Genomic DNA, 22,956 nt, shown 5'->3' on the forward strand with positions numbered 1-22,956 from the left:
CAAAATCGCAAGAAAAAAGCCGCCCCGGGTGGCGCGACTTATAAACCCCATGCTTCACGTCATCCTCGGGCTTGACCCGAGGATCCATTCTTTGTGCGGCTGTGGATCCTCGGGTCAAGCCCGAGGATGACGGAGGAGAGGTTTTCGCGCCTACATCAGCGGTCAGAGCGAAGGGAAAACAATATCATCACCGCTGCTGAAAGCCGCACCAAACCGATGCAGCTTCCTTTCACAAAACCGATGCAGAGATCAGTTGCGCGGCAGCAGATCGTCGTCCACAGCGCCGGCCGGCTGTTCCATGCCTGCCGTGGTGTTGAGCGCCAGTTCGGCATTGCCGTCCTTGCCGTAGATGTCGTCGCGGAACTGCACCACGCCGTCCTTCGCCGACCATGCGGTGATGTAGACGAAATAAACCGGAACTTCCTGCGCCAGCTTGATCGGCGTGTTGACGCGGGTGGCGATGACACGTTCCATTTCCTGGCGCGACCAGCCGGGCGTGTCGCGCAGCAGCCAGCTCGTGAGGTCACGCACGTTCTGCACGCGCACGCAGCCGGAGGATTCAAACCGCATCAGCTTGTTGAACAGGCCCTGCTGCGGCGTGTCGTGCATATATTCGTTGTTCGGATTGTGGAAGTTGATCTTCGTCGAGGACATGGCGTTGATCTTGCCGGGGTCCTGGCGGAACATCAGGTTCGGAGCCTTGGGCGCAAACCAGTCGACTGCGGTCGGCGAAACTTCCTGCCCCTTGCCGTCGATGAGGCGGATGTTGTTCCGCTCCAGATAGGTCGGATCCTTCTGCATCAGCGGCACGATGTCCTTTTCGACGATCGAGCGCGGCGCGGTCCAGTAAGGGTTGAGGATGACCTCGTAAATCTTGGAATTGATGACGTGGGTCGGGCGGCTGGCGCGGCCGACGACGGCCGTGTTGCGCAGCACGACACGTTCATTTTCAACGGCTTCGATGGCGGCGGCCGGGATATTCACCATCAGGTGACGCTGGCCGAGATCGCCCGACATGGACTGGATGCGCACGAGGTTGGTCTGCAGCTGCGCCAGACGGATCTGCGCGGAAACATTGAGCGCCTTCGTGGTATATTCGCCGCTGACGCCATCGGCCGGAAGGCCATGACGGGCCTGGAAACGCTTCAGCGCGCCATCGACGTAACTATCGAAGGCGCTGGAAATGCCGGCTTCGCGCGGCAGGTCGCCGGATACCATCAGTCGCTGGCGCAGCGCCTGTACGGAAGGATCGGAGACGCCGATCTGGAGACGCTGCTGGGACGCAGGCACTTCCGGCCAGCCGCCATTCTGCACAATCTGCTGATATTGCATGATCGCCTGCTGCATATAGACAGGGGCTTCGCGACCGAGAACCGGATTGTTGGAAACGACGCCCACGGCGGAACGCGACGTATTGGCGTCGAACTGGTCATCCCAGTTGCCGCGGCGCGAAGAACCCATGAGATCGTTGAGCGCGTTCTGCGCAAAGGCCGGCGCGGCAAGCGCGGCGGCGCCAACGGAAACGGCCGAACGCAGAAGCGCGCGGCGCGATACGGAGTCGGAAACGGATTTCTTTGTCATTCTACCTACCAGCCACTTTGTTCGGCATTCTCAACAATGCCTAAATCAATATGATTAACAAACACGTACAACGCGCCTGCCGGCCGGTAATGCTCAACACCCATAACGCGGGCGCTATTGTCTGGCAGAACAGTCGGGACTTGCCGCGACAGCAGGAGAAACAGCCGGCTCCTTCACCCTTGCCGGTCCCATATCAATATGGCCGATTCGTGTCACGGCCCTATTCTCACGAAGCTTTGTTCGCCTGAGAAACAGGGCGAAGGCTCGATAAAGGGATGCGCTTGACAGTCAAAAGCGCCTGGTGGTGACCTGCGGAATCCGCAAGCCGGGAGCAAAAGGATGCCCCCGGCTTAAACAGTGAAACCGTCGCGATATTACAGGCGGTAAGCGATCGAGTCGTTCCAGAAGCGGTCGAGGCGCTGCAGCAGCTTGTTCATTTCGGAGAACTCGCCGGTGCCGATGCCGCCGACCTTTTCGATCGAGCCGACGTGGCGTTCATAAAGGCGGGCAACCGTTTCGGCGATTTCCTGGCCCTTTTCGGTCAGGCTGATGCGGACCGAGCGACGGTCGACACGCGAGCGCTGGTGGTTGATGAGACCGAGGTCGACCAGCTTCTTGACGTTGTAGGAGACGTTCGAGCCGAGGTAATAACCACGCGAACGAAGCTCGCCGGCCGTCAGTTCGGAATTGCCGATGTTGAACAGCAGCAGGGCCTGAACGGCGTTGACGTCATCGCGACCCTGACGGTCGAACTCATCCTTGATGACATCGAGGAGGCGGCGGTGGAGACGTTCCACCAGGTGCAGCGACTCCATGTAGAGCGAGCGGATGGTATCTTCATGTGCATCGGCAACAACGGCCTGGGGCTTAACTTTGCTATTGATCATGACTGCCTCACTGTTTTGTTTGGCGGTGTGTTTGTTTGTCTCCCGCCTTGAGTGAGAACCTAATCAATGCGCATAAAATTCTACTTAAAAGCTACGATTAACAAATGGTTACCTGCATTTTCCCCGGAAGGCCCAACTTGTGGCGAAGCGGGAATGGTCCAAGGTCATCTATTATAAATCAATAGCTTAGCCATGAAATGTGGCCCAAAATCAGGCCGAATTGCTTTATTCTTATGGTAAATCAATTCTTGCGCGTTCTTCATTCTGGCGCTGATCCAGCCAGAAAGCGACCAGGAATAGTATATAAATGGTTGCCACGAGGCCGTGCATGACCGGCACCAGCGTGTTGGCGCCGAAGATATGCGGCCATACCTTATACATGGCGATCTGCGCACCCGCGCCCATGACCCATATGACGGCCCCCCAGGATGCGCCGAGCCAGAGGCCGAGCGCCGCGACCGGAAAAATCACCGCCAGCGCGCTGCCCGCCACGCGCCATGGCAGGTTCAGCATATCGAACCGCCCGTGGCCGCCAAGCGAATAGCCCGTCAGCATCGCCCAATATTGCAGGCCGAACCAGAAACAGGAGACCGCGACCAGTCTCATGAAGACCAGAAAGAGGATTTCCGTAAGCGGGCGTTTCGGCAGAGGTTGAGAATCAGGTTCCATGGCCGGAAGATACGGTCTCGACGGACGGGCGACCAGCCCATATTGAATCCCGCCGCCTGCCTTGTCAAAGCATCATCGTCATCGCAGGACGCCGATGAGGGAAGATTGTCGCATTCGCATGGGCCAAGCTTCATGCTATGCAGCTTTCCAAATTCGATCGAAGGACATTCTTACATGCAGGACAAAACGCATCTGGTCGACGAGATCACCGGCCATCGCCGCATGCGGCGCAATCGCAAGGCGGACTGGACGCGCCGTCTGGTGCAGGAAAGCCGCCTCACCGTCGACGATCTCATCTGGCCGGTCTTCATCGTGCCGGGCAGCAATATTCTCGATCCCATTCCGGCGATGCCCGGCGTCAACCGCATGAGCATCGACAAACTGGTCGAAGCTGCGAAAGAGGCCGCCGATCTCGGCATTCCGGCAATCGCGACCTTCCCGAACATCGAGATGGAGCTGCGCGACGAGACCGGTTCCAACGTGCTCGAGGCGAACAATCTCATCAATCAGGCGACCATCGCCGTCAAGAAAGCCGTTCCGAATATCGGCATGATCACCGATGTCGCCCTCGATCCATTCACCAGCCACGGCCATGACGGCATTCTGCGCGGCGACGAGATCGTCAACGACGAAACCGTCGACCAGGTCGTCAGGGCGGCGATCCTGCAGGCGGAAGCCGGCTCCGACATTATTTCCCCGTCAGAGATGATGGACGGCCGCATCGGCGCCATCCGCCGCGGTCTCGACGCCGCCGGACACCAGAATGTCGGCATCATGGCCTATGCGACAAAATTTTCGTCCGGATATTACGGCCCCTATCGCGAAGCCATCTCCACGGCCGGCCTGCTCAAGGGCGACAAGGCGAGCTACTACATCAGCCCTGCCAACGGCATGGAAGCAATCCGCGATGCAGCGCTCGACGTGGAGGAAGGCGCCGACATGCTGATGGTCAAGCCCGGCCTGCCCTATCTCGATATCTGCTGGCGGCTGAAGGAAAATTTCGGCCTGCCGACCTTTGCCTATCAGGTCTCGGGCGAATATAGCCAGATCAAGGCCGCGGCCATGAATGGCTGGATCGACGGCGAGCGGGTGATGATGGAAACGCTCCTCTGCTTCAAGCGTGCAGGCTGCGACGGCGTTCTCACCTATTTCGCCATCGAGGCCGCACGCAAACTCGCAAAGGGCTGAGGACGGACGCTTATTGTATTCGGTCGTTTGTTTCCCATATTGTCTGCTGACACGGCATGCATGCCGCGCTTTCAGACCCTCTCAGGAGAAAACGACCGATGAGCCTCGACCAGAACCCCACCTATATCGCACCGGATGACTGGCGCGCCTATAGCGGCGTCCTGAGCCGGCGCGTCTTCGCATTCCTGATCGATTATGCGATCGTTCTCCTGCTGTGCATCCCGGCCGCGGTGATCGTCTTCTTTCTCGGCGTGATTACCTTCGGCCTCGGCTGGTTCCTCTTCCCGGCGCTGTTCGTCATCGTCGCGGTGCTTTATTTTGGCATGACGCTTGGCGGCTCCTCGCAGGCCACCCCCGGCATGCGGGCGATGGGAATTGCGATGGCGCGTATGGACGGGCAGCGAATCGATTTCCTGCTGTCGACCGTTCACATCGTGCTTTTCTGGGTCATCAACTCGGTTTTGACGCCGCTGATCCTGCTTGCCGGCCTGTTTACCGAGCGCTCGCGCCTCGTTCACGACTTCCTGCTCGGCACCGTCATCGTCCGAACACGCTGATATCGCTGAAAGCCACGTAAACGTGGCTTTCATATCGGGCAAATACCTCATCCCGCAGTTGACGTTTTCCGTCATTTTGCCATTCTGTGACATTATGCATGTCGCTTGAAGCGCCGCCGCCGGCCCCGTGAAATCGCGGCGCGCTTTCATAACAGACGCAGGAGGCGATCACGGTTCGATGAACACGCAGGCGACGCCCTCTCCCCAATTCTATCTTACGGCGCCGGCCACATGCCCCTATCTGCCGAACCAGATGGAGCGGAAGGTCTTCACCCACCTGGTCGGCCCGCGCGCCTCGGAAATGAACGATCTTCTGACCCAGGGCGGTTTCAGGCGCTCACAGAACATCGCCTATCGCCCGGCCTGTGAAAACTGCCGCGCCTGCGTTTCCGTGCGTATCCTGACCGAACAGTTCCAGCCGACGAAATCGATGCGGCGTGTTCTCTCCGCCAACCGGGATGTCGTCGCCACCGTGCATGCCGCCGAGCCTTCCACCGAACAATTCGCCCTGTTTCGCCGTTATCTCGATCACCGCCACCAGTCGGGCGGCATGTCCGACATGTCGGCCCTGGACTATGCGATCATGGTGGAAGACACGCATGTGAACACCCGCATCATCGAATATCGCGTGCGCGAACCCGGCTCCGGCATCGATTCCAGCAAGCGCGGCGAGCTTCTGGCCGTGGCGCTCAGCGACGTGATGAGCGACGGCCTCTCGATGGTCTATTCCTTCTTCAATCCCGATCTCGAAAAACGCTCGCTCGGCACCTTCATGATCATCGATCACATCACCCGCACCCGCGCGCTCGGCCTGCCGCATGTCTATCTCGGCTACTGGGTCGATGGTTCGGAAAAGATGGGATACAAGACCCGCTATCATCCGCAGGAACATCTGACGCCGCGCGGGTGGGAGGTTTACCACCCTGAAGAAAAATGAGCTGCCGTTAAAACCTCAGCGAATGCCGAGCTCTTGTAAGTAAAGCAGGAAAGACGTCCCGGCTTTGCCACCGGGAACGTCATTTACGTATTATCCGCCAAATTTCCCGCTGCGCGGAAAGCCCTTCGGCACGGTACGGCCCACAGTGGCACGGTCGGCCAGCCATTCGCGCAATTCCTCACCCACCTTGTTGAATAGACGCCCGGCCGTGTCGGACCAAGACAAGCCTTCGGCAAGCGCAAAACATTTCACGTCGATGACGCCGCCATCCTTGTAGCGTTGCAGGCGCACGCCCTTGCCGCGTGACATTTCCGGCACCTGCGACAGCGGGAAGGCTAGGAGCTTGCGGTTCTCACCGACGACGGCGACATGGTCGCCCGTGACGGGCACGGCGAGCTTGGCTTCATCCGGCATCGAGACATTCATGATCTGCTTGCCCTTGCGGGTATTCGCGACCATTTCGCTCTCGGGTACGATGAAGCCGTTGCCGGCGGTGGAGACGAGCAGCAACTTGCGCGCCGGATCGTGGACGAAGGCGGTCAGGATGTCCTGATCGTTCTCCATATCGACCATGATGCGGATCGGCTCGCCATGGCCTCGCCCGCCCGGCAGCTTGTCGGCGCCAAGCGTATAGGCCTTGCCGCCCGTCGTCAGCAGCAGCAGCTTGTCGGTCGTCTGCGCCGGGAACGCGATTTTCGGGCCATCGCCTTCCTTGAAGGTGAGCGACGAGGTGTCGGACATGTGCCCCTTCAGCGCCCGGATCCAGCCCTTCTGCGAGATGACGATGGTGACCGGTTCCTTTTCGATCATCGCCTGCTGGATGGCCTCGATATCGGCATCGGGCGCATCCGCGAACTGCGTACGACGGCGGCCGATTTCGGTTGCCTTGGCATATTTCTTTTTGACCTCGCCGATTTCCCAGGCGACGGTCTGCCATTGCTTGTCATCGGAAGCGAGCAGCGACTCGATCTCTGCCTTCTCGTTGCTGAGATCGTCGAATTCCTTGCGGATTTCGAATTCTTCGAGCTTGCGCAGGTTGCGCAGCCGCATGTTGAGGATGGCTTCGGCCTGATTGTCGGTGAGCGACCACTTGGCCATCATCACCTGTTTCGGCTCATCCTCCTCGCGGATGATGCGGATCACCTCATCGAGATTGAGATAGGCAACGAGCAGGCCGCCGAGAATCTCAAGCCTGCGGTCGATGGCCGCGAGACGATGGCGGGAACGGCGGACCAGCACATCCTTGCGGTGGGCCAGCCACTCGCTCAGCACCTCGTTCAGCGCCATCACCTTCGGCACCCTGCCGAGCGACAGCACGTTCATATTGAGCGGCAGGCGGCTTTCAAGGTCGGACAGGCGGAACAGTGATTCCATCAGGAGCGTCGCATCGACGGTACGGCTCTTCGGCACCAGCACGATGCGCACGTCTTCGGCGGATTCGTCGCGAATATCTTCCAGCAGCGGCAGCTTGCGGGCGATCAGCAGCTCAGCGATCTTCTCGATCAGCCGCGATTTCTGCACCTGGAAGGGAATTTCGGTGATGACGATCTGATAACCGCCGCGGCCGAGATCTTCCGTCTCCCATTTGGCGCGCACGCGGAAACCGCCGCGACCAGTCTTATAGGCATCGAGAATATTCTCGCGGCTTTCGACGATCACGCCGCCGGTCGGCAGGTCGGGGCCGGGAATGAATTCCACCAGCTTTTCCACCGTCGCATCGGGATGCTTGATGAGATAAAGCGCCGCATCGCAAATCTCATGGGCGTTGTGCGGCGGGATCGATGTCGCCATGCCCACCGCAATACCGGAGGCGCCATTGGCGAGCAGATTGGGGAAAGCGCCCGGCAGGACGACCGGCTCCTCGTCTTCTTCGTTATAGGTGGCGCGGAAATCCACCGCATCCTCGCCGATGCCCTCGAGCAGCAGCGCCGCAACCTCGGTCATGCGCGCTTCGGTGTAACGATAGGCGGCCGCACCGTCGCCATCGATATTGCCGAAATTGCCCTGCCCGTCGACAACAGGATAACGCTGCGAGAAATCCTGCGCCAGACGCACCAGCGCATCATAGACCGACTGGTCGCCATGCGGGTGGAACTTACCGATCACGTCGCCGACGATACGGGCGCATTTCTTGAAGGCCGAGTTGGGGCGAATGCCCATTTCGCTCATGGCATGGATGATGCGGCGGTGAACCGGCTTCAGGCCGTCACGCACATCCGGTAGCGCACGATGCATGATCGTCGACAAGGCGTAAGCGAGGTAGCGCTCTTCAAGCGCCGCCTTCAAATCGACCGGATGAATGTTATCGTCTCCGCCGGACGGAGGTAGAAGATTTTTTCCCATGGCGCTTGACTAGCGGAAATGCAGATTCCCGGCAAGAAATTCAGGGGTCTGCCCTGTGGATGAAACCACCTCTTTCATGAGGTTTTTTATTAACTGCGTTGCAAATGCCGCAATGCCGCCGTCATGGGAATCGATCTAAATCCTATAGACCTTTGAATAATCGCGAATATAAGTATCACCATTAGCATTGAGACACGGAACACATCCGTACGTTGAGGGAAGAAACATCATGAGACTGAAATCCACCCGGCAGGTTCTTTTCGCGAGCGCCGCGCTTCTTACACTTTCGGCGCCGGCCTTCGCGCTGGATGGCGGGGATGTGCTGAAGAAGATCAATGCAGCCTATGCCACACAGGGCGGCGAGATCGCCGCCGGCTCCGTCGCCGTCAACGGCTCGACGGTGACGCTGAGCGACGTGACCTTCAACGCGGCCGCAGACCCGGCCAAGAAGATCCCGGTCGGCAATGTGACGCTCGAAGGCGTCGAGGAAAACAACGGCGGTTACAAGATCAAGAACGCCCGTTTCGACAATATCGACTACAAACAGGAAAACGTGGAGATCAAGGCAAGCGACATCTACATGTCCGGCCTCGTCATTCCCGCCGATGCCACCACGGGCACCATCGATGCGCTGATGTTCTACGATGAAGCCCATAGCGGCCCGGTTTCCGTTTCCGTCGACGGCAAGCCGGCTTTCTCGCTTGAAGAAAGCACCGCGACCATGTCGGTCAGCGACGACAAGTCGTCGATCGGTTTCGAACTGGATGCATCCGGCTTCAAGGCCGATCTCAGCGAAGTCACCGACCCGGCCACGAAGGACGCAATCGAGAAGCTCGAACTCAAGGCGCTCTCCGGTGACATGACCATGAGCGGCAGCTGGGAAGTGGCTTCCGGCACCATCGATGTCGAGGAATATGCCATCGATCTCGATAATGTCGGCCGTCTCAACATGTCGTTCGGCTTCTCCGGCTACACACTCGACTTCATCAAGTCGATGCAGGAGACGGTGAAGGCGCAGGCCGCCAATCCGAACAAGGAACAGGCGGACCAGGCGGCAAGCCTCGCCATGCTCGGCCTGATGCAGCAGCTCTCCTTCGTCAATGCTGAAATCAGCTTCGAGGACGCCAGCATCACCAAGCGCGCCATCGACTATGCGGCAAGCCAGCAGGGCATGACCGGCGATCAGCTTGCCCAGACCATCAAGGGCATGGCGCCGATCATGATGGCCTCGCTCAACGTTCCGGAACTGCAGAACATGGTCTCGACGGCCGTCAACGCCTATATCGACAACCCGAAGAACTTCTCGATCACCGCGGAGCCGGAAAAGCCGGTTCCGTTCCCGATGATCATGGGCGCTGCGATGGGCGCGCCGAACACCCTGCCGAAAATGCTCGGCGTGACGGTGACGGCAAACGAATAAACAAAAAAGCCCCGGTTACGCCGGGGCTTTTCATTTGTGCTCAGTGCAGGGGTGATGCCGCGCCTTCCTGCTTGTCGTGCAGGGCGAAACGGTCGATCATGTGGGCGCTCGCCTCGTTGACGCCGATGACCTCGACCCGTTTGCCGACCTTACGGAATTTCAGCACCACCTTGTCCAGTGCGCCGACCGCCGAAATATCCCACAGATGCGCCCCCGTGACATCGATGGTCACGGCGTCCGCCTCATCGGCGAAATCGAAGGCGGCGATGAAGCTTTCCGTCGAGGCAAAGAAAATCTGGCCGTCGACGCGATAGATGCGCTCGCGGCCATCGGCTGAAAGCTCCGGCCGGACATGGAAGAGTTTCGACACCTTGCCCGCAAAAAACACGCCGGAGAGAAGCACGCCGACCAGCACGCCTTTTGCAAGATCGTGGGTCGCAAGCACCGTGCCGACGGTCGCCAGCATGACGATGCTCGATGATGGCGGGTTACGGCGAAGATCGAGGATCGAGCGCCACGAGAAGGTGCCGATGGAGACCATGATCATCACCGCCACCAGCGCCGCCATCGGAATGATCCGCACGAGATCGTCAAGCACCAGAATGAGAAACAGCAGGAAAGCGCCCGCCACGAAGGTGGAGAGCCGCCCGCGCCCACCGGAACTGACATTGATGACGGACTGGCCGATCATGGCGCAGCCGCCCATGCCGCCGATGAGGGCGGATGCGATGTTGCTTGTCCCCTGCCCGATGCATTCCTGGCTCTTGTTGCTACCCGTATCCGTCATGTCGTCGACGATCTGGGCCGTCAGCAGCGATTCCAAGAGGCCGACGGCGGCGAGCGCCACGGAATAGGGAAAGATGATCTGCAAAGTCTCGAAGGTCAGCGGCACCTGCGGCAGGGCAAGAACCGGCAATGTCGAGGGCAATTCGCCGAGATCGCCGACCGTGCGGATATCCATGCCGGAGAAAACCGCCACGCAGGTCAGGGCGACGATGGCGGCCAGTGGCGACGGAATGACCTTCGTGACCAGCGGGAAGAGATAAATGATCGCAAGGCCGGCCGCGATCATGACATAGGTTTCGACCGGCACGCTGATCAGTTCGGGCAATTGCGCCATGAAGATCAGGATCGCCAGCGCATTGACGAAACCGGTCATGACCGAGCGCGACACGAAACGCATCACCCGGCCAAGTTTCGCAAAACCCGCCGCGATTTGCAGCACGCCCATGAGAATGGTGGCGGCGAAGAGATATTGCAGCCCGTGTTCCTTGACGAGCGTCACCATCAGGACGGCGGTGGCGGCGGTTGCCGCCGAGATCATGCCCGGCCGGCCGCCGGTGAAGGCGGAGACGCAGGCAATGGCGAAGGAGGCGAACAATCCCACCTTCGGATCGACGCCGGCGATGACGGAAAAGCCGATGGCTTCGGGAATGAGGGCAAGGGCCACGACGATGCCGGAAAGAAGATCGCCGCGAATATTGGAAAACCACTCACGTCTGTAAGTCTGAAATCTGTTCATCTGATTTTTTCGCAAAGAATGACGCACCGGCCGGAGCCATGTCCGGTAGATTGAAAGGAATGTCGGTGCTTTGCGTTGTCTGGCGGATCGGCGGCCAGAAGAGCCACCCGGAATTTCACCGGGTCCGTGGTGAGTGGCCCAGCTATAAACGGCAAAAAAGCGGGCCGCAAGTTGCCTGCCCGCTTTTCAATGCCCGCAATGGCGCCCTCAGGCCGCTTCGCGCTGGCCGTCGTCCCGCAGATCCGCCTCGCTCAGCCGGAACTGATAGACCAGTTCCTTGAGGCGCGCCGTTTCGCCCGCCAGCATGGCGCTGGCGGCATTGTTTTCCTCGACCATGGCCGCATTCTGCTGCGTGCCCTGATCCAGATGGTTGACCGTGCTGTTGATCTCGGAAAGACCGAGCGACTGTTCTTTCGTTGCCGCGGCAATAGCCTCGATATGGTCGTTGATCGTCTTTACCGAACCGCCGATGCGCGACAGGGCAGCCCCCGTTTCCCTGACGAAACGCGCGCCGTCCTTCACCTCCGAACCGGAGGTCTGGATAAGCACCTTGATCTCGGCGGCAGCCTTTGCGGAACGCTGCGCCAGCTCGCGCACCTCCTGCGCGACGACGGCGAAACCGCGGCCCGCCTCGCCTGCACGCGCAGCCTCGACACCGGCATTGAGGGCGAGAAGATTGGTCTGGAAGGCGATCTCATCGATAACGCTGATGATGCTGCCGATCCTGCCGGAGGAATGTTCGATCTTTTCCATGGCCATGATCGTATCGACAACGAGATCGGCCGTGCGGTTGGCGTCTTCGTCGGCCGAATGGGCGACCGCGCGGGCTTCCACCGCACGCTCCGCCGAAATACGGATATTCGCCGTCAGCTCATCCAGTGCTGCTGCGGTCTCCTCCAGCGAGGCGGCCTGCTGTTCGGTGCGGCGGGCAAGGTCAGCGGCACTCTGGCTGATCTCCTGGCTGCCGCCGTCAATGGCGACGCTCGACTGTACGACGCCGGACAGGGCGGCATCGAGCTGGCGGATCGTCCGGTTGAGATCGTGACGCAGCGCCTCGAAATCCGGAGCAAAGGGCTCGTTCAGCTCGAAGGAGAGATCGCCGTCGGCAAGACGGTGCAGCGCGGCCGCAAGTCCGGTGGTCGCCTGCATCAGCCGCGCTTGTGCTTCGGCCTCGGCCTCGCGCTGGAAGCGGGCTTTTTCCGCTTCCGCCTGCTGCCGGGCCGCAAGCGCCTGGCTCTCCAGTTCGATCTTGGCGATGGCCGCCTGCCGGAAAATTTCCAGCGCATGCGCCATGGCGCCGAACTCGTCCCCGCGGCGCAGGCCGGGAACCGCAAATTCGGTTTCGCCTTCGGAAAGACGGCGCATGGCGCCGGTGATCGCGGTTGCCGGCCGGGTTATCGAGCGGCCGATGAAATAGACCCCGGCAAAAAGGCTCAAAACGGTCAGCGCAATGAAGGCGACGACAATCGAAACCGTTCTCTCCGCCGCCGCGTTGTTTGCCAGCGCGCTCGCCTCCCGCTCCTGCCGGTAGGTAGCGGAAATCTCGGTGACGATGGGCAGCAGGGCATCATAGGCGGAGGCGACCGTTTCGCGCGCCTTCTCCTCCTCCAGCACCGCCTGGGCATAAAAGCGGAATGAGGCGGTGTAGATTTCCAGCGCATCCATGATGCGCTGACGCTCCGCGCCCGGCCGATATTCCAGCTTCACCAGCGCCTTGAAGGTCTCCACTTCAGCTGCGTGTTTTGCCACGTAGCCCTCGTCCCGCCGCAGGATGAAATCTTTCTCGTGCCGGCGCATCATCAGCATGCTGGCGCGGATTTCTGCATTGGCGACGACGTCGATGAGTTTTTCAATGGAATGGACACCGTTGCGCATCGCACCCTCCAGACCTTCGGAGGGCGTGAGACCCAGTTCCCCGTTCTTGGAAACCAGCGCCTTCATGCGGTCGGAATAGGCGGCCGCAGCCTGCGCCAGCGCTTCGAGCCGCGTCCGTATCTGCGGTGTCGCACCGCCTTCGAGATAGTTCAGCGACTGCCCGACCTGCTGCATCGTCTGGTCAAACCGCGCGACGGATTTCATATCGCGCGTCAGCAGAAAATCTCTCTGGTGAAGGCGGCTTTCATGCAAACCGTCCTCCAGCGCCGCCAGTTCTCCGTCCCGTGCGATCAGCGTCTCCTCGGCGACGCGATAACGCGCCTCCATCTGCCTTTGCCAGAGCAGCATGCCCGCGATAACGGCGATCCCGCACAGCGCGGCCAGCGCCAGCATTGAGACGCGATGCGCAATTTTGAACGTCGAGACCAGCGAAAACATTCAACCCTCGTTTGTGAAACCCGTTGGGGCGATGAATGATCGACAAGGCTTAAGAAGTCCTCTACCGGATTTGTCAGTTCGATTAAGTTTTTATGACAATCCACAGATCAAATGCGAAGATGCAGATGCGGCCCGCAAACAACGGTCGCCAACGGCGAAGATTGCGGCAACCACAGGATGGAAAAGAGGCTGGAACACATCGCTCCAGCCTCGCTGTTACACTTCCCGCTTTTCACGCCGGATGCCAAGCCGGGTAAGAAAAACCCGCAATGCGGCCACTCAAACCGATCCGGTCGAACCGGACGACACCGCATGGTCTGCACCGTTGCGCGGCCGCAAGGCGGCGGCTCCTGACCAGTCGACCCGCCGGGTGGCGAACATGGTTGCGGCTATGGCGATGAAGGAAATCACCGCACCCGCCAGCAATGCATATTCATCCTCGTTCAGAACCAGGTACATGACACCATAGGCGACCGCCAGAACGGCAAATAGCACCATGCCGTTCATACTGCTATTGGTTGCGCTACCGAGATAGAAAGCGATCAGCGCTGCCGTCGATATCGATGCCGTCGCATAGGCGACCATAAAGCCCGTATGTTCGGAGAGCGCCAGCAGCAGCACGTAGAAAACAATCAGCGCCAGCCCGGTCAGCACATATTGTATCCAGTGCACGGCGGCGCCGCCCTTGAGCTCGACAATGAAGACGGCAAGGAAAACCAGCGAGATGAACCCGATCGAATATTTCAGCGTCCGGGCGATGATCTGGTAGAATTTCACGGGCTCTACGAGGTTGATCGTCATCAGGCTGTTCGATAGCGGCAGGCGCGTGCCTTCCACCACCCGGTCCACCCCCCTTGCAAGATAGGGAATGGTCCAATTGGCCTCAAAATCGGTGGCGGTAACGGTCTTTTGCTCGGGAAGGAACAGTCCCTCGAAGCCGGGATGCGGCCAGTCGGCTTTTGCCGCGAAACTCGTCGTCTGGCCAGCAGGAGCGACGGCGAAACTGCCCGAACCATTCAGGGAGAATGCGATGTCGAAGGCGAAACCGGTTTCGACAAGGCTTTTTTCGATCGACCTGTGCACCCCGGCGTCGGACCTCACCGGCGCACCGGGGCCATCATGGGTCGTCATCGCTGAAATATCCCGCATGCCAGGGTCGAAGGGCAGAACCGGACCGCCGTTTATCCTGACACCGGCGCTCGACCGTATGCCCGTGATATCCTGAATGCTGAGAACGAGAATGGCGCTGTCGAGACGCGGCGTACCGGAGAAACGCGCCAGATCCTGCAGGATGCCGGAACCGAAGCGGCCGTTGAGGACAAGATCGCCATTATAGACCGGCAGACTGTAGATCGAGAGCCGCTTTTCCTCGGTCTTCAGGCTGGCCGTGACATCGAGCGTTTCCGGCATGACCAGCACCCATTCGGTGGTGCGGTCGACGATGCTGCGGCCATCCACCTCGCGGCGGCGCTCCACGTCGAAAGGCACAGCGAGATAAGGGCCGTTCACCACCTGATCGCCACCCCAACCACTGGCGATCCGCCCCGAAACGTCTTCCGCCCGCGAGGCCCGCTCTTCCGTCAATCCCCAGACGAGCAGCAGCGGCACGAGCAGAACCATCGATATGAAACCGATCATCAGAAACTTTGCGCCCGGCGAACGCAGGCTGACGGCGAAACTGCCGCGCGGCAGAACTGGAGAAACCTGCCCACCCGCCGGGGCAAGGTCTTTTTCCGTTTCATGTACCATGCTGAAATCCTTCTAAATATGATCGCGCCGAAGCGAAGCTCGGCCGGCGCTGTCCCAAGTTTAAAACCCCTGATAGTCTTGCGTCCCCTCAGTGAACGCGGAACCTATACTGGGATCGGATTTCGGCTGATTATGTGCGAAATTCGGCTTAACTCGCGGTAAAATTGTGGCTTTGCCGCGTTCGTTGCAAAAACAAAAAGGGCCGGCGTCGCCGCCGGCCCTTATTTTAAACCCGAATAATCCGGATCAGTCCTTCTTGGACGGCACCACGCGCAGCGCCAGCTCGCGAAGCTGGGTCGGCGTTGCCGGCGACGGGGCGTTCATCAGGAGGTCCTGTGCCTGCTGGTTCATCGGGAACAGCGTGATTTCGCGCAGGTTCTTGGCGCCGACCAGCAGCATGACGACGCGGTCGATACCGAAAGCGCAACCGCCGTGCGGAGGCGCGCCGTACTGGAAGGCGCGGTAGAGACCGCCGAAGCGCTCTTCCACATCGGTCTGCGACAGGCCGACCTTCTCGAAGGCCTTGACCATCAGCTCTGGCGACTGGTTACGGATCGAACCGGAGGCGATTTCGAAGCCGTTGCAGACCGCGTCATACTGGAACGCCTTGATGGAGAGCGGATCCTGCCCTTCCAGCGCTTCCAGACCGCCCTGCGGCATGGAGAAGGGGTTATGGGCGAAGTCGATCTTCTTTTCCTCTTCGTTATATTCGAAGAAGGGGAAATCGACGATCCAGCACATTTCGAAACGGTCGCGGTCGATCAGGTTCAGCTCGTCGGCGGCACGGGTGCGCGCCTCGCCGGCAAACTTGTAGAACTTGGCGGGATCGCCGGCGACGAAGAAGCAGGCATCGCCCGCCTCAAGGCCGAGCTGCTGGCGCAGCGCCTCGGTGCGTTCCTCGCCGATGTTCTTGGCGAGCGGACCGGAACCGCCGACCTTGCCGTCCTCTTCCTTCCAGAAGATGTAGCCGAGGCCGGGCTGGCCCTGAGACTGCGCCCATGCGTTCATGCGGTCGCAGAAAGCGCGCGAACCGCCTGTTTTTGCCGGGATGGCCCAGACCTGAACCTTGGGGTTGGAAGCGATCATGTTGGCGAAGACCTTGAAGCCCGAACCGTCGAAATGTTCGGTCACGGCTTCCATGACGATCGGGTTGCGCAGGTCGGGCTTGTCGGAACCGTATTTGCGGATCGCCTCGTCATAGGGAATGCGTGGCCACTCTTTGGTAACCGGCTTGCCTTCGGCGAACTTCTCGAACACGGCCGTCATCATCGGCTCCATCGTGGTCCAGACATCTTCCTGGGTCACGAAGCTCATTTCGACGTCGAGCTGGTAGAATTCGCCCGGCAGACGGTCGGCGCGCGGGTCTTCATCGCGGAAGCACGGCGCGATCTGAAAATAACGGTCGAAACCGGCCACCATCAGAAGCTGCTTGTACTGCTGCGGCGCCTGCGGCAGCGCGAAGAACTTGCCTTCATGGATACGCGAGGGCACGAGGAAGTCGCGCGCGCCTTCCGGCGAGGAAGCGGTGAGGATCGGCGTCGTATATTCGGCAAAACCGGCATCGGCCATGCCGGTGCGCATGGCGGAGATGATCTGCGTGCGCTTGACGATGTTCCTGTGCAGGGTTTCGCGGCGAAGATCAAGGAAGCGGTATTTCAGGCGAACGTCTTCAGGATAGTCAGGCTCGCCGAAGACCGGCAGCGGCAGTTCCTTGGCAACGCCGAGAACCTCGATCTCCTGTGCATAAAGCTCGATCTCGCCGGTCGCCATGCCCTTGTTGACGGTATCTTCCGAACGCGCCTTGACGAGGCCGTCGATGCGGATGACCCATTCGCCGCGCACGGTTTCCGCAACCTTGAAGGCCGGGCTATCGGGATCGGCGACGACCTGGGTGATGCCGTAATGGTCGCGAAGGTCGATGAAGAGAACGCCGCCATGATCTCGCACGCGATGAACCCAACCGGAAAGGCGAACGGTTTCGCCGACGTCGGACTTGCGGAGAGCGGCACAGGTGTGGCTGCGGTAACGATGCATTTTTATATCCTGGAACGTGCTGCGGGCCAGATGGAAAGACCAGATGGGCCGCACTGTCGAAATTGGCCGGAAAAGCGCATGACCAGCCCGATTTGTCAAGGCAAAGCACAACAATGTCGCCTTCAGCCTGTCCTTTCCCCCGCCTTCGCTTTAGATAGGACTAATCCAGCCCGCCAAACCGAGTCGGCCCGCAATGAGCCAGATCAGACCCCTTATCCCGCTTCTCGTCACCGCCGGCATCCTGATCGGCGGCAACGGCCTGCAGGGAACCTATATTGCGCTGCGTGGCATCTCCGAGGGATTCTCGGCCAGCACCATCGGCCTCATCAGCGCCGCCTATAGTATCGGATTCGCGCTCGGCTGCATTTCGGTGACGCGGCTTCTCCGGCGGATCGGCCATATCCGCGCCTTCGCCACCATGGCGGCGGTGGCTTCCGCAGCGTCGATCGCCATGCCGCTCATCATCCATCCCCTGTTCTGGATGCTGATGCGCTTCGTCATCGGCATCGCAGTCGCCTGTCTTTTCGCCGTGATCGAAAGCTGGATCAATGCGCAGGTGACGAATTCCAACCGGGCGCGCACGCTCTCCATCTATCGTTTCGTCGATCTCGGCTCCGTGACGCTGGCGCAATATATCATTCCCATCGCCGGTATCGGCGGGCCGGTGGTGTTTTCGCTGATCGCCATGGCGCTGTCGCTGTCACTCGTGCCGATCTCGCTTGCCGACAAATCCAACCCCGCGCCGCCGAAGCAGATCCCCTTCAATCTCTTTGCCGTCTGGCGCATCTCGCCGCTTGCCGTGGTCGGCTGCGTGGCCGTCGGTCTCAGCATGGCGGCGTTTCGCAATATCGGCCCGATCTATGCCGAACAGATCGGCCTTTCCGTCACCGCCATCGCCACTTTCATGAGCGCCGGCATCATCGGCGGCGTGGTGCTGCAATATCCGCTCGGCGTCTATTCCGACCGCTATGACCGGCGCATCATCATTCTCGCCACCACGGCCGGCTCGGTCGTCGTCGGCCTGTTCCTCGCCTTCTTCGCCGGCACGGATGAGTGGAGCAACATCATCGGCGTCTTCATCTTCGGCGCCTTCGCGCTGCCGCTCTATTCACTGAGTTCGGCCCATGGCAACGACCATGCGAAGGAGGGCGAACATGCGATGGTGTCGGCCGGGCTGCTGTTCTTCTGGTCGGTGGGCGCAACCGTCGGACCGCTGCTCGCCTCCGTGCTGATCGACCAGTTCGGCCCGAAGGCGCTGTTCAGCTATACGGCCGCGATCCAGATCGTTTTCATTGCCTATACCATTCACCGGCTGCAGGTGCGCGAAGGCGTACCTGTGGAGGAGCGGAACTGGCGTTTCAGCTCGCTTTTGCGCACCTCGGCCTATTTCCAGAAGCTCGCCGCCCCGCCTCCGCCCAAAAAGGACGGGCCAGCATCCGATCCGCCCGAGAAAAACGACCCCTGAGGCCGGAAACGCGGGCTTTGTATTGACATGCGCCCGGCAAAGGGAAAGTAAGACGGATAATTTTCACGATTGGCCAATAACAATGATTGAAACGACTGCCGCCCTCGCCGAAGCCTGCACGGAACTGGCAAAATCGGAATTCATCACCATCGACACCGAATTTCTGCGGGAAACGACCTTCTGGCCGGAGCTGTGCCTCGTGCAGATGGCGAGCCCGACGCTCGAGGTGCTGGTCGATCCGCTGGCCAAGGGTCTCGACCTGACCCCGCTGTTCGAACTGATGGCCAATCCTGCTGTCGTGAAGGTTTTCCACGCGGCGCGGCAGGACATCGAGATCATCTACCATCTCGGCGGGCTTATTCCGCACCCGATTTTCGATACGCAGGTCGCCGCCATGGTCTGCGGTTTCGGCGATTCGATCTCCTACGACCAGCTGGTGCAGAAGATCAAGAACGTCCAGATCGACAAATCCTCGCGTTTCACCGACTGGAGCCGCCGCCCGCTTTCCGACAAGCAGCTGGATTACGCGCTGGCCGACGTGACCCACCTGCGCGACGTCTATCTGTCGCTGAAGGCACAGCTGGAGCGCGAAGGCCGCTCGCTGTGGCTGACCGAAGAGATGGACATTCTGGAATCACGCGACACCTATGACATGCATCCCGACGATGCGTGGCTCAGGCTGAAATCGCGGCTGCGCAAGCCGACGGAACTTGCGATCCTCAAATTTGTCGCCGCCTGGCGTGAACGGGAGGCCCGCTCCCGCAATGTGCCACGTTCGCGCGTCCTGAAGGACGATGCGATCTTCGAAATCGCCCAGCAGCAGCCGAAGGACGCCGAGGCGCTGTCGCGGCTTCGCACCATCCCCAAGGGCTGGGAGCGTTCCGCCTCCGGCACCGCCATCGTCGAAACGGTGAATGCGGCGCTGGCTCTGCCAAAAGAGGAAATGCCGAAGGCGCCGCGTCACAGCCACGCGCCGGAGGGCTCCGGCGCTGCCGTGGAGCTTTTGAAGGTCCTGCTGAAACTGACGGCGGACAAGCATGGCGTTGCCGCCAAGGTCATCGCCAATAGCGACGATCTGGACAAGATCGCCGCCGAGGGCGAGAAGGCAACCGTCGCGGCCATGACCGGCTGGCGGCGCGAGCTGTTCGGCGATGTGGCGCTTAAGCTCATCAATGGCGAAGTGGCCCTGCGCTTTGCCGGCAAGAAGGTCGAGGCGGTGGAGGTGAGCGGGGTGTAATCCCCGCGCCACAACCCCAATCTTGCCAGTATCGCGCTGCGCCTCTTTGGAGACCGCTGCGCGTTGCGGGTTTCACATGCACCCTGCCCGCACCCGGCCGCTCGCCGCCCCTCTGGCAGCCGCCGGCATTCGGCTGCGTTTTGCGTCTTTCCGGTCAAATGGTGGAGCCGCGCGCCCGGTGATCGGCCGCAATCTCCGCGTGAAATGGCCGATGACAGAACATCCTCCTGGGCATATCGCCACATCCGCACCGGTTTTGCGGCAACAGGGCAACAGCCTTACCAATCCTTCATGCAACCTTACCGATTGCTCACTTTTTGCGGCGCATTTTCCACACTAATGTCACATATGACCTGAACAGAAGCTTCGCCCGAAGGGAGCGGCGGGCCTTCCCTTCCCGAGATCAAGAACCATGAGAAAATTGCTGCCCATTCTGGATTACGTGGTGCTCTTCGTTACCGTGGCCGGCAGCGGCGTGGCCTACGCCTTGCTCGAATATGGCGGCGGCGCGCTGATCGGCGCGACCTATGCGCTTTTCGCCTGCACGCCCATTCTCGCCTTTGAACGCGGTTACATCATGCCCGGCCTGTCGCGGCGGGTCAGCGCCCTGCCGACTCCCGCCTATATCGCCGTCGGCCTCATCATCTACGCCATCCTCGTTTTTTGCGGATTCGGGCTCGGCGGCACAATCCTGTGGTTGAGCGGCATATTTCCCGGCACCTGGAAAAGAGCGGTGCATGCGGAGATGCAGACGCTCATCTTCACCCTCATCGTCTGCGGCATCATCGTCTTCATCATGCGCGTGCGCGAACTTCTCGGCCGCGATATCTTCATCGATCTCATTTTAGGCCGCTATCGCCGCCCCGTCAGCGAAGACCGCGTCTTCATCTTCATCGATCTCGTCGGCTCCACCTCCTTTGCCGAAACCAATGGCGACCTGAAGGCCCAGGAATTCCTGGGTGAAATCTTCGCGACCTATGCCGCGCCGGTCAGGAAACACGGCGGCGTCATCGACGATTATATCGGCGACGCCGCCATCATCACCTGGCCCTATCACATGGCGATCAGGCGGGCAGCCTGCGTGCGCTGCGTTTTCGACATTCAGGCGACCATCGATGAAAAACGCGACATGTGGCTTTCCCGTTTCGGCGAAATGCCGCGCCTGCGCTTCGCCATCCATGGCGGGCCTGTTATCACCGCGGAAATCGGTGTCGATCATCACAAGATCACCTATTTCGGCGATACGGTGAACACGACCTCCCGGCTCGAATCGCTGAGCAAGATGCTCGGCCACCCGGTGCTGATTTCCGCCGATCTCGCCCATCAGCTGGTGCTTCCGAAGGGCGTGCGCAGCGAATATCTCGGCGAACATGCGGTGAAGGGCCGTGGCCAGACGCTGGGCGTCTGCACGCTCAGCCAATATCAGGCGCCCGCCGCTTAGGCGCGGGAAACGGCGCAATCCTGTTTCTCCGGAGCGTCCGTCATCAAAATTCATCAAAGCTTCAAACGGCAATCACCTGCCTGTCATGCGACGACCCTATCGCGTCAATCCTGTCTTCAACAGGTACTGAGAGGGGTCTCCATCATGAAGCACATTCTTTTCGCATCCTGCGCGGTTATCGCGCTGGCCACCGCATCGCACGCCGCAGAGCAGGAGTTTCCGGCAAAGCTGGTCTCCCACGCCATCCTGCCGGCCAACACCATCATCGCAGCACCTGCTGACGCGCCCGAACATCTCAAGACCTCCGCCAAGTTCACGACCGCCGACCGCAAGCGCGCGGAAGGTCTCGGCACCGTGCCCGGCAAGGATGGCGTGCGCCTGACCGGCCTTTCCATGCCGTTCAACGGCCAGCCGATGCAGGGCTTTTCCGGCATCAAGGCGATGCCCGACGGCAGCTTCTGGAGCCTTTCCGACAATGGTTTCGGCTCCAAGCTCAATTCCAGCGACGCCATGCTGATGCTTCACCACCTGAAGTTCGACTGGGACGCCGGCAAGGTCAACGCGCTTGAAACCGTGTTCCTCTCCGACCCTGATATGAAGGCGCCCTTCCCCATCGTTCTCGAAGGCTCGAGCAAGCGTTACCTCACGGGCGCGGATTTCGATGTCGAATCCATTCAGCCGGTTGCCGATGGTTTCTGGGTCGGTGAGGAATTCGGTCCTTACATCCTGAAATTTACCCGCGACGGCAAGCTGACCGACGTGATCTCCACCAAGGCCGGCGATATCGACGTGAAGTCGCCCGACCATCCGACCCTGGCGCTGCCCGGCAACCCGACGCAGAAAATGCCGGCCTTCAACCTGAAGCGCTCGGGCGGTTATGAGGGCATGGCGCTTTCCAAGGACGGCTCCAAGCTCTACGGCCTTCTGGAAGGCCCGCTCTACATGGCTGACGGCCAGGTGGAGAAGACCGAAGACGGCGCGACCGCACTGCGCATCATCGAGCTCGACACCGCCAAGAAGGAATGGACCGGCCGCACCTGGCTTTATCCGCTGGCACAGGGCGGCGAAGCCATCGGCGACTTCAACATGCTTGATGACAGCACCGCGCTGGTCATCGAGCGCGACAATGGCGCCGGCACCGCCGACAAGGCCTGCGCCGACCCGAAGAAGCCGGAAGCAAACTGCTTCGCCGTGCCCTCCAAGGTCAAGCGCATCTACAAGATCGAATTTAATGACGCCAATGTCGGCAAGGCCGCGCGCAAGATCGGCTATATCGATCTTCTGAAAATCTCCGACCCCGACAACAAGAAGCGTCAGGGCGGCGGCAACGGTTATTACGACATGCCTTTCGTCACCATCGAGAATGTCGACCGCGTCGATGCCACGCATATCATCGTCGGCAACGACAACAACCTGCCTTTCTCGGCCGGCCGCGCGCTGGACAAGGCTGACGACAACGAATTCGTCCTGCTGGAAGTCAAGGATCTGCTCGACGCCAAATAATATCCCGACGCCGGGCTTCGTTCCGGCGCCGTCCGCGCATCCGCGCACATTCAACAGACAGAGCGCCGCGCAGCCTTCAGGGGATGCGCGGCGCTCCGTTCCGATTCTGC

The 22,956-nt window shown here is 60.3% G+C and carries 16 protein-coding genes and 1 other annotated feature; of the genes, 8 read left to right on the forward strand and 8 right to left on the reverse strand.

Translation table 11 applies throughout. The annotated features are described in order from the left end of the window. Positions 1 to 249: 249 nt before the first annotated feature. The 3 genes from N5D22_RS13320 to N5D22_RS13330 form a co-directional block, all read right to left on the reverse strand. Positions 250 to 1,581: a murein L,D-transpeptidase gene (locus N5D22_RS13320; RefSeq protein ID WP_279655420.1), complete on the reverse strand. Its 1,332-nt coding sequence runs from the start codon at positions 1,579 to 1,581 to the stop codon at positions 250 to 252. A gap of 374 nt (positions 1,582 to 1,955) precedes the next feature. Continuing rightward, positions 1,956 to 2,465 carry a MarR family winged helix-turn-helix transcriptional regulator gene (locus tag N5D22_RS13325; protein WP_026363448.1) on the reverse strand — a complete coding sequence of 170 codons (510 nt, stop codon included), beginning with the start codon at positions 2,463 to 2,465 and terminating at the stop codon, positions 1,956 to 1,958. Positions 2,466 to 2,699: 234 nt separating this feature from the next. Beyond that, complete coding sequence (locus N5D22_RS13330; RefSeq protein ID WP_164056192.1) at positions 2,700 to 3,137, reverse strand: DUF6163 family protein; 438 nt, start codon at positions 3,135 to 3,137, stop codon at positions 2,700 to 2,702. Positions 3,138 to 3,311: 174 nt separating this feature from the next. On the opposite strand from N5D22_RS13330, the gene hemB reads away from it, so the two are divergent. The 3 genes from hemB to N5D22_RS13345 all read left to right on the forward strand — a co-directional run bounded on the left by hemB (position 3,312) and on the right by N5D22_RS13345 (position 5,819). Further along, positions 3,312 to 4,325 carry a porphobilinogen synthase gene (gene hemB, locus N5D22_RS13335; protein WP_279655421.1) on the forward strand — a complete coding sequence of 338 codons (1,014 nt, stop codon included), beginning with the start codon at positions 3,312 to 3,314 and terminating at the stop codon, positions 4,323 to 4,325. A 98-nt stretch (positions 4,326 to 4,423) separates the two neighbouring features. Then, positions 4,424 to 4,882: an RDD family protein gene (locus N5D22_RS13340; RefSeq protein WP_279655422.1), complete on the forward strand. Its 459-nt coding sequence runs from the start codon at positions 4,424 to 4,426 to the stop codon at positions 4,880 to 4,882. 178 nt (positions 4,883 to 5,060) lie between these two features. After that, positions 5,061 to 5,819 carry an arginyltransferase gene (locus tag N5D22_RS13345; protein WP_279655423.1) on the forward strand — a complete coding sequence of 253 codons (759 nt, stop codon included), beginning with the start codon at positions 5,061 to 5,063 and terminating at the stop codon, positions 5,817 to 5,819. Positions 5,820 to 5,909: 90 nt separating this feature from the next. On the opposite strand, the gene parC is transcribed toward N5D22_RS13345, so the two are convergent. Next, positions 5,910 to 8,162: a DNA topoisomerase IV subunit A gene (gene parC, locus N5D22_RS13350; protein WP_279655425.1), complete on the reverse strand. Its 2,253-nt coding sequence runs from the start codon at positions 8,160 to 8,162 to the stop codon at positions 5,910 to 5,912. 229 nt (positions 8,163 to 8,391) lie between these two features. Here parC and N5D22_RS13355 point away from each other — a divergent pair, with 229 nt between their 5' ends. After that, positions 8,392 to 9,582: a hypothetical protein gene (locus tag N5D22_RS13355; RefSeq protein WP_279655426.1), complete on the forward strand. Its 1,191-nt coding sequence runs from the start codon at positions 8,392 to 8,394 to the stop codon at positions 9,580 to 9,582. A 40-nt stretch (positions 9,583 to 9,622) separates the two neighbouring features. On the opposite strand, the gene N5D22_RS13360 is transcribed toward N5D22_RS13355, so the two are convergent. The 4 genes from N5D22_RS13360 to aspS all read right to left on the reverse strand — a co-directional run bounded on the left by N5D22_RS13360 (position 9,623) and on the right by aspS (position 17,200). Beyond that, positions 9,623 to 11,104, reverse strand: a complete 1,482-nt coding sequence (locus tag N5D22_RS13360) for a SulP family inorganic anion transporter (protein ID WP_279655427.1) — start codon at positions 11,102 to 11,104, stop codon at positions 9,623 to 9,625. Positions 11,105 to 11,177: 73 nt separating this feature from the next. After that, positions 11,178 to 11,233 (reverse strand) — a sequence feature (sul1 is cis-regulatory element that is thought to sense ions involved in sulfur or methionine metabolism; They are found in Alphaproteobacteria). Between the two features lie 78 nt (positions 11,234 to 11,311). Next, the gene (locus N5D22_RS13365) at positions 11,312 to 13,417 is read right to left on the reverse strand and encodes a HAMP domain-containing methyl-accepting chemotaxis protein (RefSeq protein ID WP_279655428.1); all 2,106 of its coding nucleotides are present in this window, start codon (positions 13,415 to 13,417) and stop codon (positions 11,312 to 11,314) included. 279 nt (positions 13,418 to 13,696) lie between these two features. Then, positions 13,697 to 15,166, reverse strand: coding sequence for a cell envelope integrity protein CreD (gene creD, locus N5D22_RS13370; RefSeq protein WP_279655429.1), 1,470 nt, complete (start codon positions 15,164 to 15,166; stop codon positions 13,697 to 13,699). 246 nt (positions 15,167 to 15,412) lie between these two features. Next, the gene (gene aspS, locus N5D22_RS13375; RefSeq protein ID WP_279655430.1) at positions 15,413 to 17,200 is read right to left on the reverse strand and encodes an aspartate--tRNA ligase; all 1,788 of its coding nucleotides are present in this window, start codon (positions 17,198 to 17,200) and stop codon (positions 15,413 to 15,415) included. Between the two features lie 193 nt (positions 17,201 to 17,393). Here aspS and N5D22_RS13380 point away from each other — a divergent pair, with 193 nt between their 5' ends. The 4 genes from N5D22_RS13380 to N5D22_RS13395 all read left to right on the forward strand — a co-directional run bounded on the left by N5D22_RS13380 (position 17,394) and on the right by N5D22_RS13395 (position 22,846). Beyond that, positions 17,394 to 18,665 (forward strand): MFS transporter, encoded by a 1,272-nt coding sequence (locus N5D22_RS13380; RefSeq protein WP_279655431.1) that lies wholly within the window; start codon positions 17,394 to 17,396, stop codon positions 18,663 to 18,665. 82 nt (positions 18,666 to 18,747) lie between these two features. Continuing rightward, positions 18,748 to 19,902, forward strand: coding sequence for a ribonuclease D (gene rnd / locus N5D22_RS13385; protein WP_279655432.1), 1,155 nt, complete (start codon positions 18,748 to 18,750; stop codon positions 19,900 to 19,902). A 412-nt stretch (positions 19,903 to 20,314) separates the two neighbouring features. After that, on the forward strand, positions 20,315 to 21,343 hold the full coding sequence (locus tag N5D22_RS13390; protein WP_279655433.1) for an adenylate/guanylate cyclase domain-containing protein: 1,029 nt from the start codon (positions 20,315 to 20,317) through the stop codon (positions 21,341 to 21,343). A 144-nt stretch (positions 21,344 to 21,487) separates the two neighbouring features. Then, positions 21,488 to 22,846, forward strand: coding sequence for an esterase-like activity of phytase family protein (locus tag N5D22_RS13395; RefSeq protein ID WP_279655434.1), 1,359 nt, complete (start codon positions 21,488 to 21,490; stop codon positions 22,844 to 22,846). Positions 22,847 to 22,956 lie beyond the last annotated feature (110 nt).

It is taken from the genome of Agrobacterium sp. GD03872 (genome assembly GCF_029840625.1).
GTDB lineage: Bacteria > Pseudomonadota > Alphaproteobacteria > Rhizobiales > Rhizobiaceae > Agrobacterium > Agrobacterium fabrum_A.

What these genes read in the sequence shown, in the direction of transcription:
- N5D22_RS13330 (WP_164056192.1), bottom strand. Translation starts at nt 3,137, where the DNA reads ATGGAACCTGATTCTCAACCTCTGCCGAAACGCCCGCTTACGGAAATC.
- N5D22_RS13355 (WP_279655426.1), top strand. Translation starts at nt 8,392, where the DNA reads ATGAGACTGAAATCCACCCGGCAGGTTCTTTTCGCGAGCGCCGCGCTT.
- N5D22_RS13320 (WP_279655420.1), bottom strand. Translation starts at nt 1,581, where the DNA reads ATGACAAAGAAATCCGTTTCCGACTCCGTATCGCGCCGCGCGCTTCTG.
- N5D22_RS13390 (WP_279655433.1), top strand. Translation starts at nt 20,315, where the DNA reads ATGAGAAAATTGCTGCCCATTCTGGATTACGTGGTGCTCTTCGTTACC.
- rnd (WP_279655432.1), top strand. Translation starts at nt 18,748, where the DNA reads ATGATTGAAACGACTGCCGCCCTCGCCGAAGCCTGCACGGAACTGGCA.
- aspS (WP_279655430.1), bottom strand. Translation starts at nt 17,200, where the DNA reads ATGCATCGTTACCGCAGCCACACCTGTGCCGCTCTCCGCAAGTCCGAC.
- hemB (WP_279655421.1), top strand. Translation starts at nt 3,312, where the DNA reads ATGCAGGACAAAACGCATCTGGTCGACGAGATCACCGGCCATCGCCGC.
- N5D22_RS13380 (WP_279655431.1), top strand. Translation starts at nt 17,394, where the DNA reads ATGAGCCAGATCAGACCCCTTATCCCGCTTCTCGTCACCGCCGGCATC.
- N5D22_RS13365 (WP_279655428.1), bottom strand. Translation starts at nt 13,417, where the DNA reads ATGTTTTCGCTGGTCTCGACGTTCAAAATTGCGCATCGCGTCTCAATG.
- creD (WP_279655429.1), bottom strand. Translation starts at nt 15,166, where the DNA reads ATGGTACATGAAACGGAAAAAGACCTTGCCCCGGCGGGTGGGCAGGTT.
- N5D22_RS13360 (WP_279655427.1), bottom strand. Translation starts at nt 11,104, where the DNA reads ATGAACAGATTTCAGACTTACAGACGTGAGTGGTTTTCCAATATTCGC.
- N5D22_RS13340 (WP_279655422.1), top strand. Translation starts at nt 4,424, where the DNA reads ATGAGCCTCGACCAGAACCCCACCTATATCGCACCGGATGACTGGCGC.
- parC (WP_279655425.1), bottom strand. Translation starts at nt 8,162, where the DNA reads ATGGGAAAAAATCTTCTACCTCCGTCCGGCGGAGACGATAACATTCAT.
- N5D22_RS13345 (WP_279655423.1), top strand. Translation starts at nt 5,061, where the DNA reads ATGAACACGCAGGCGACGCCCTCTCCCCAATTCTATCTTACGGCGCCG.
- N5D22_RS13395 (WP_279655434.1), top strand. Translation starts at nt 21,488, where the DNA reads ATGAAGCACATTCTTTTCGCATCCTGCGCGGTTATCGCGCTGGCCACC.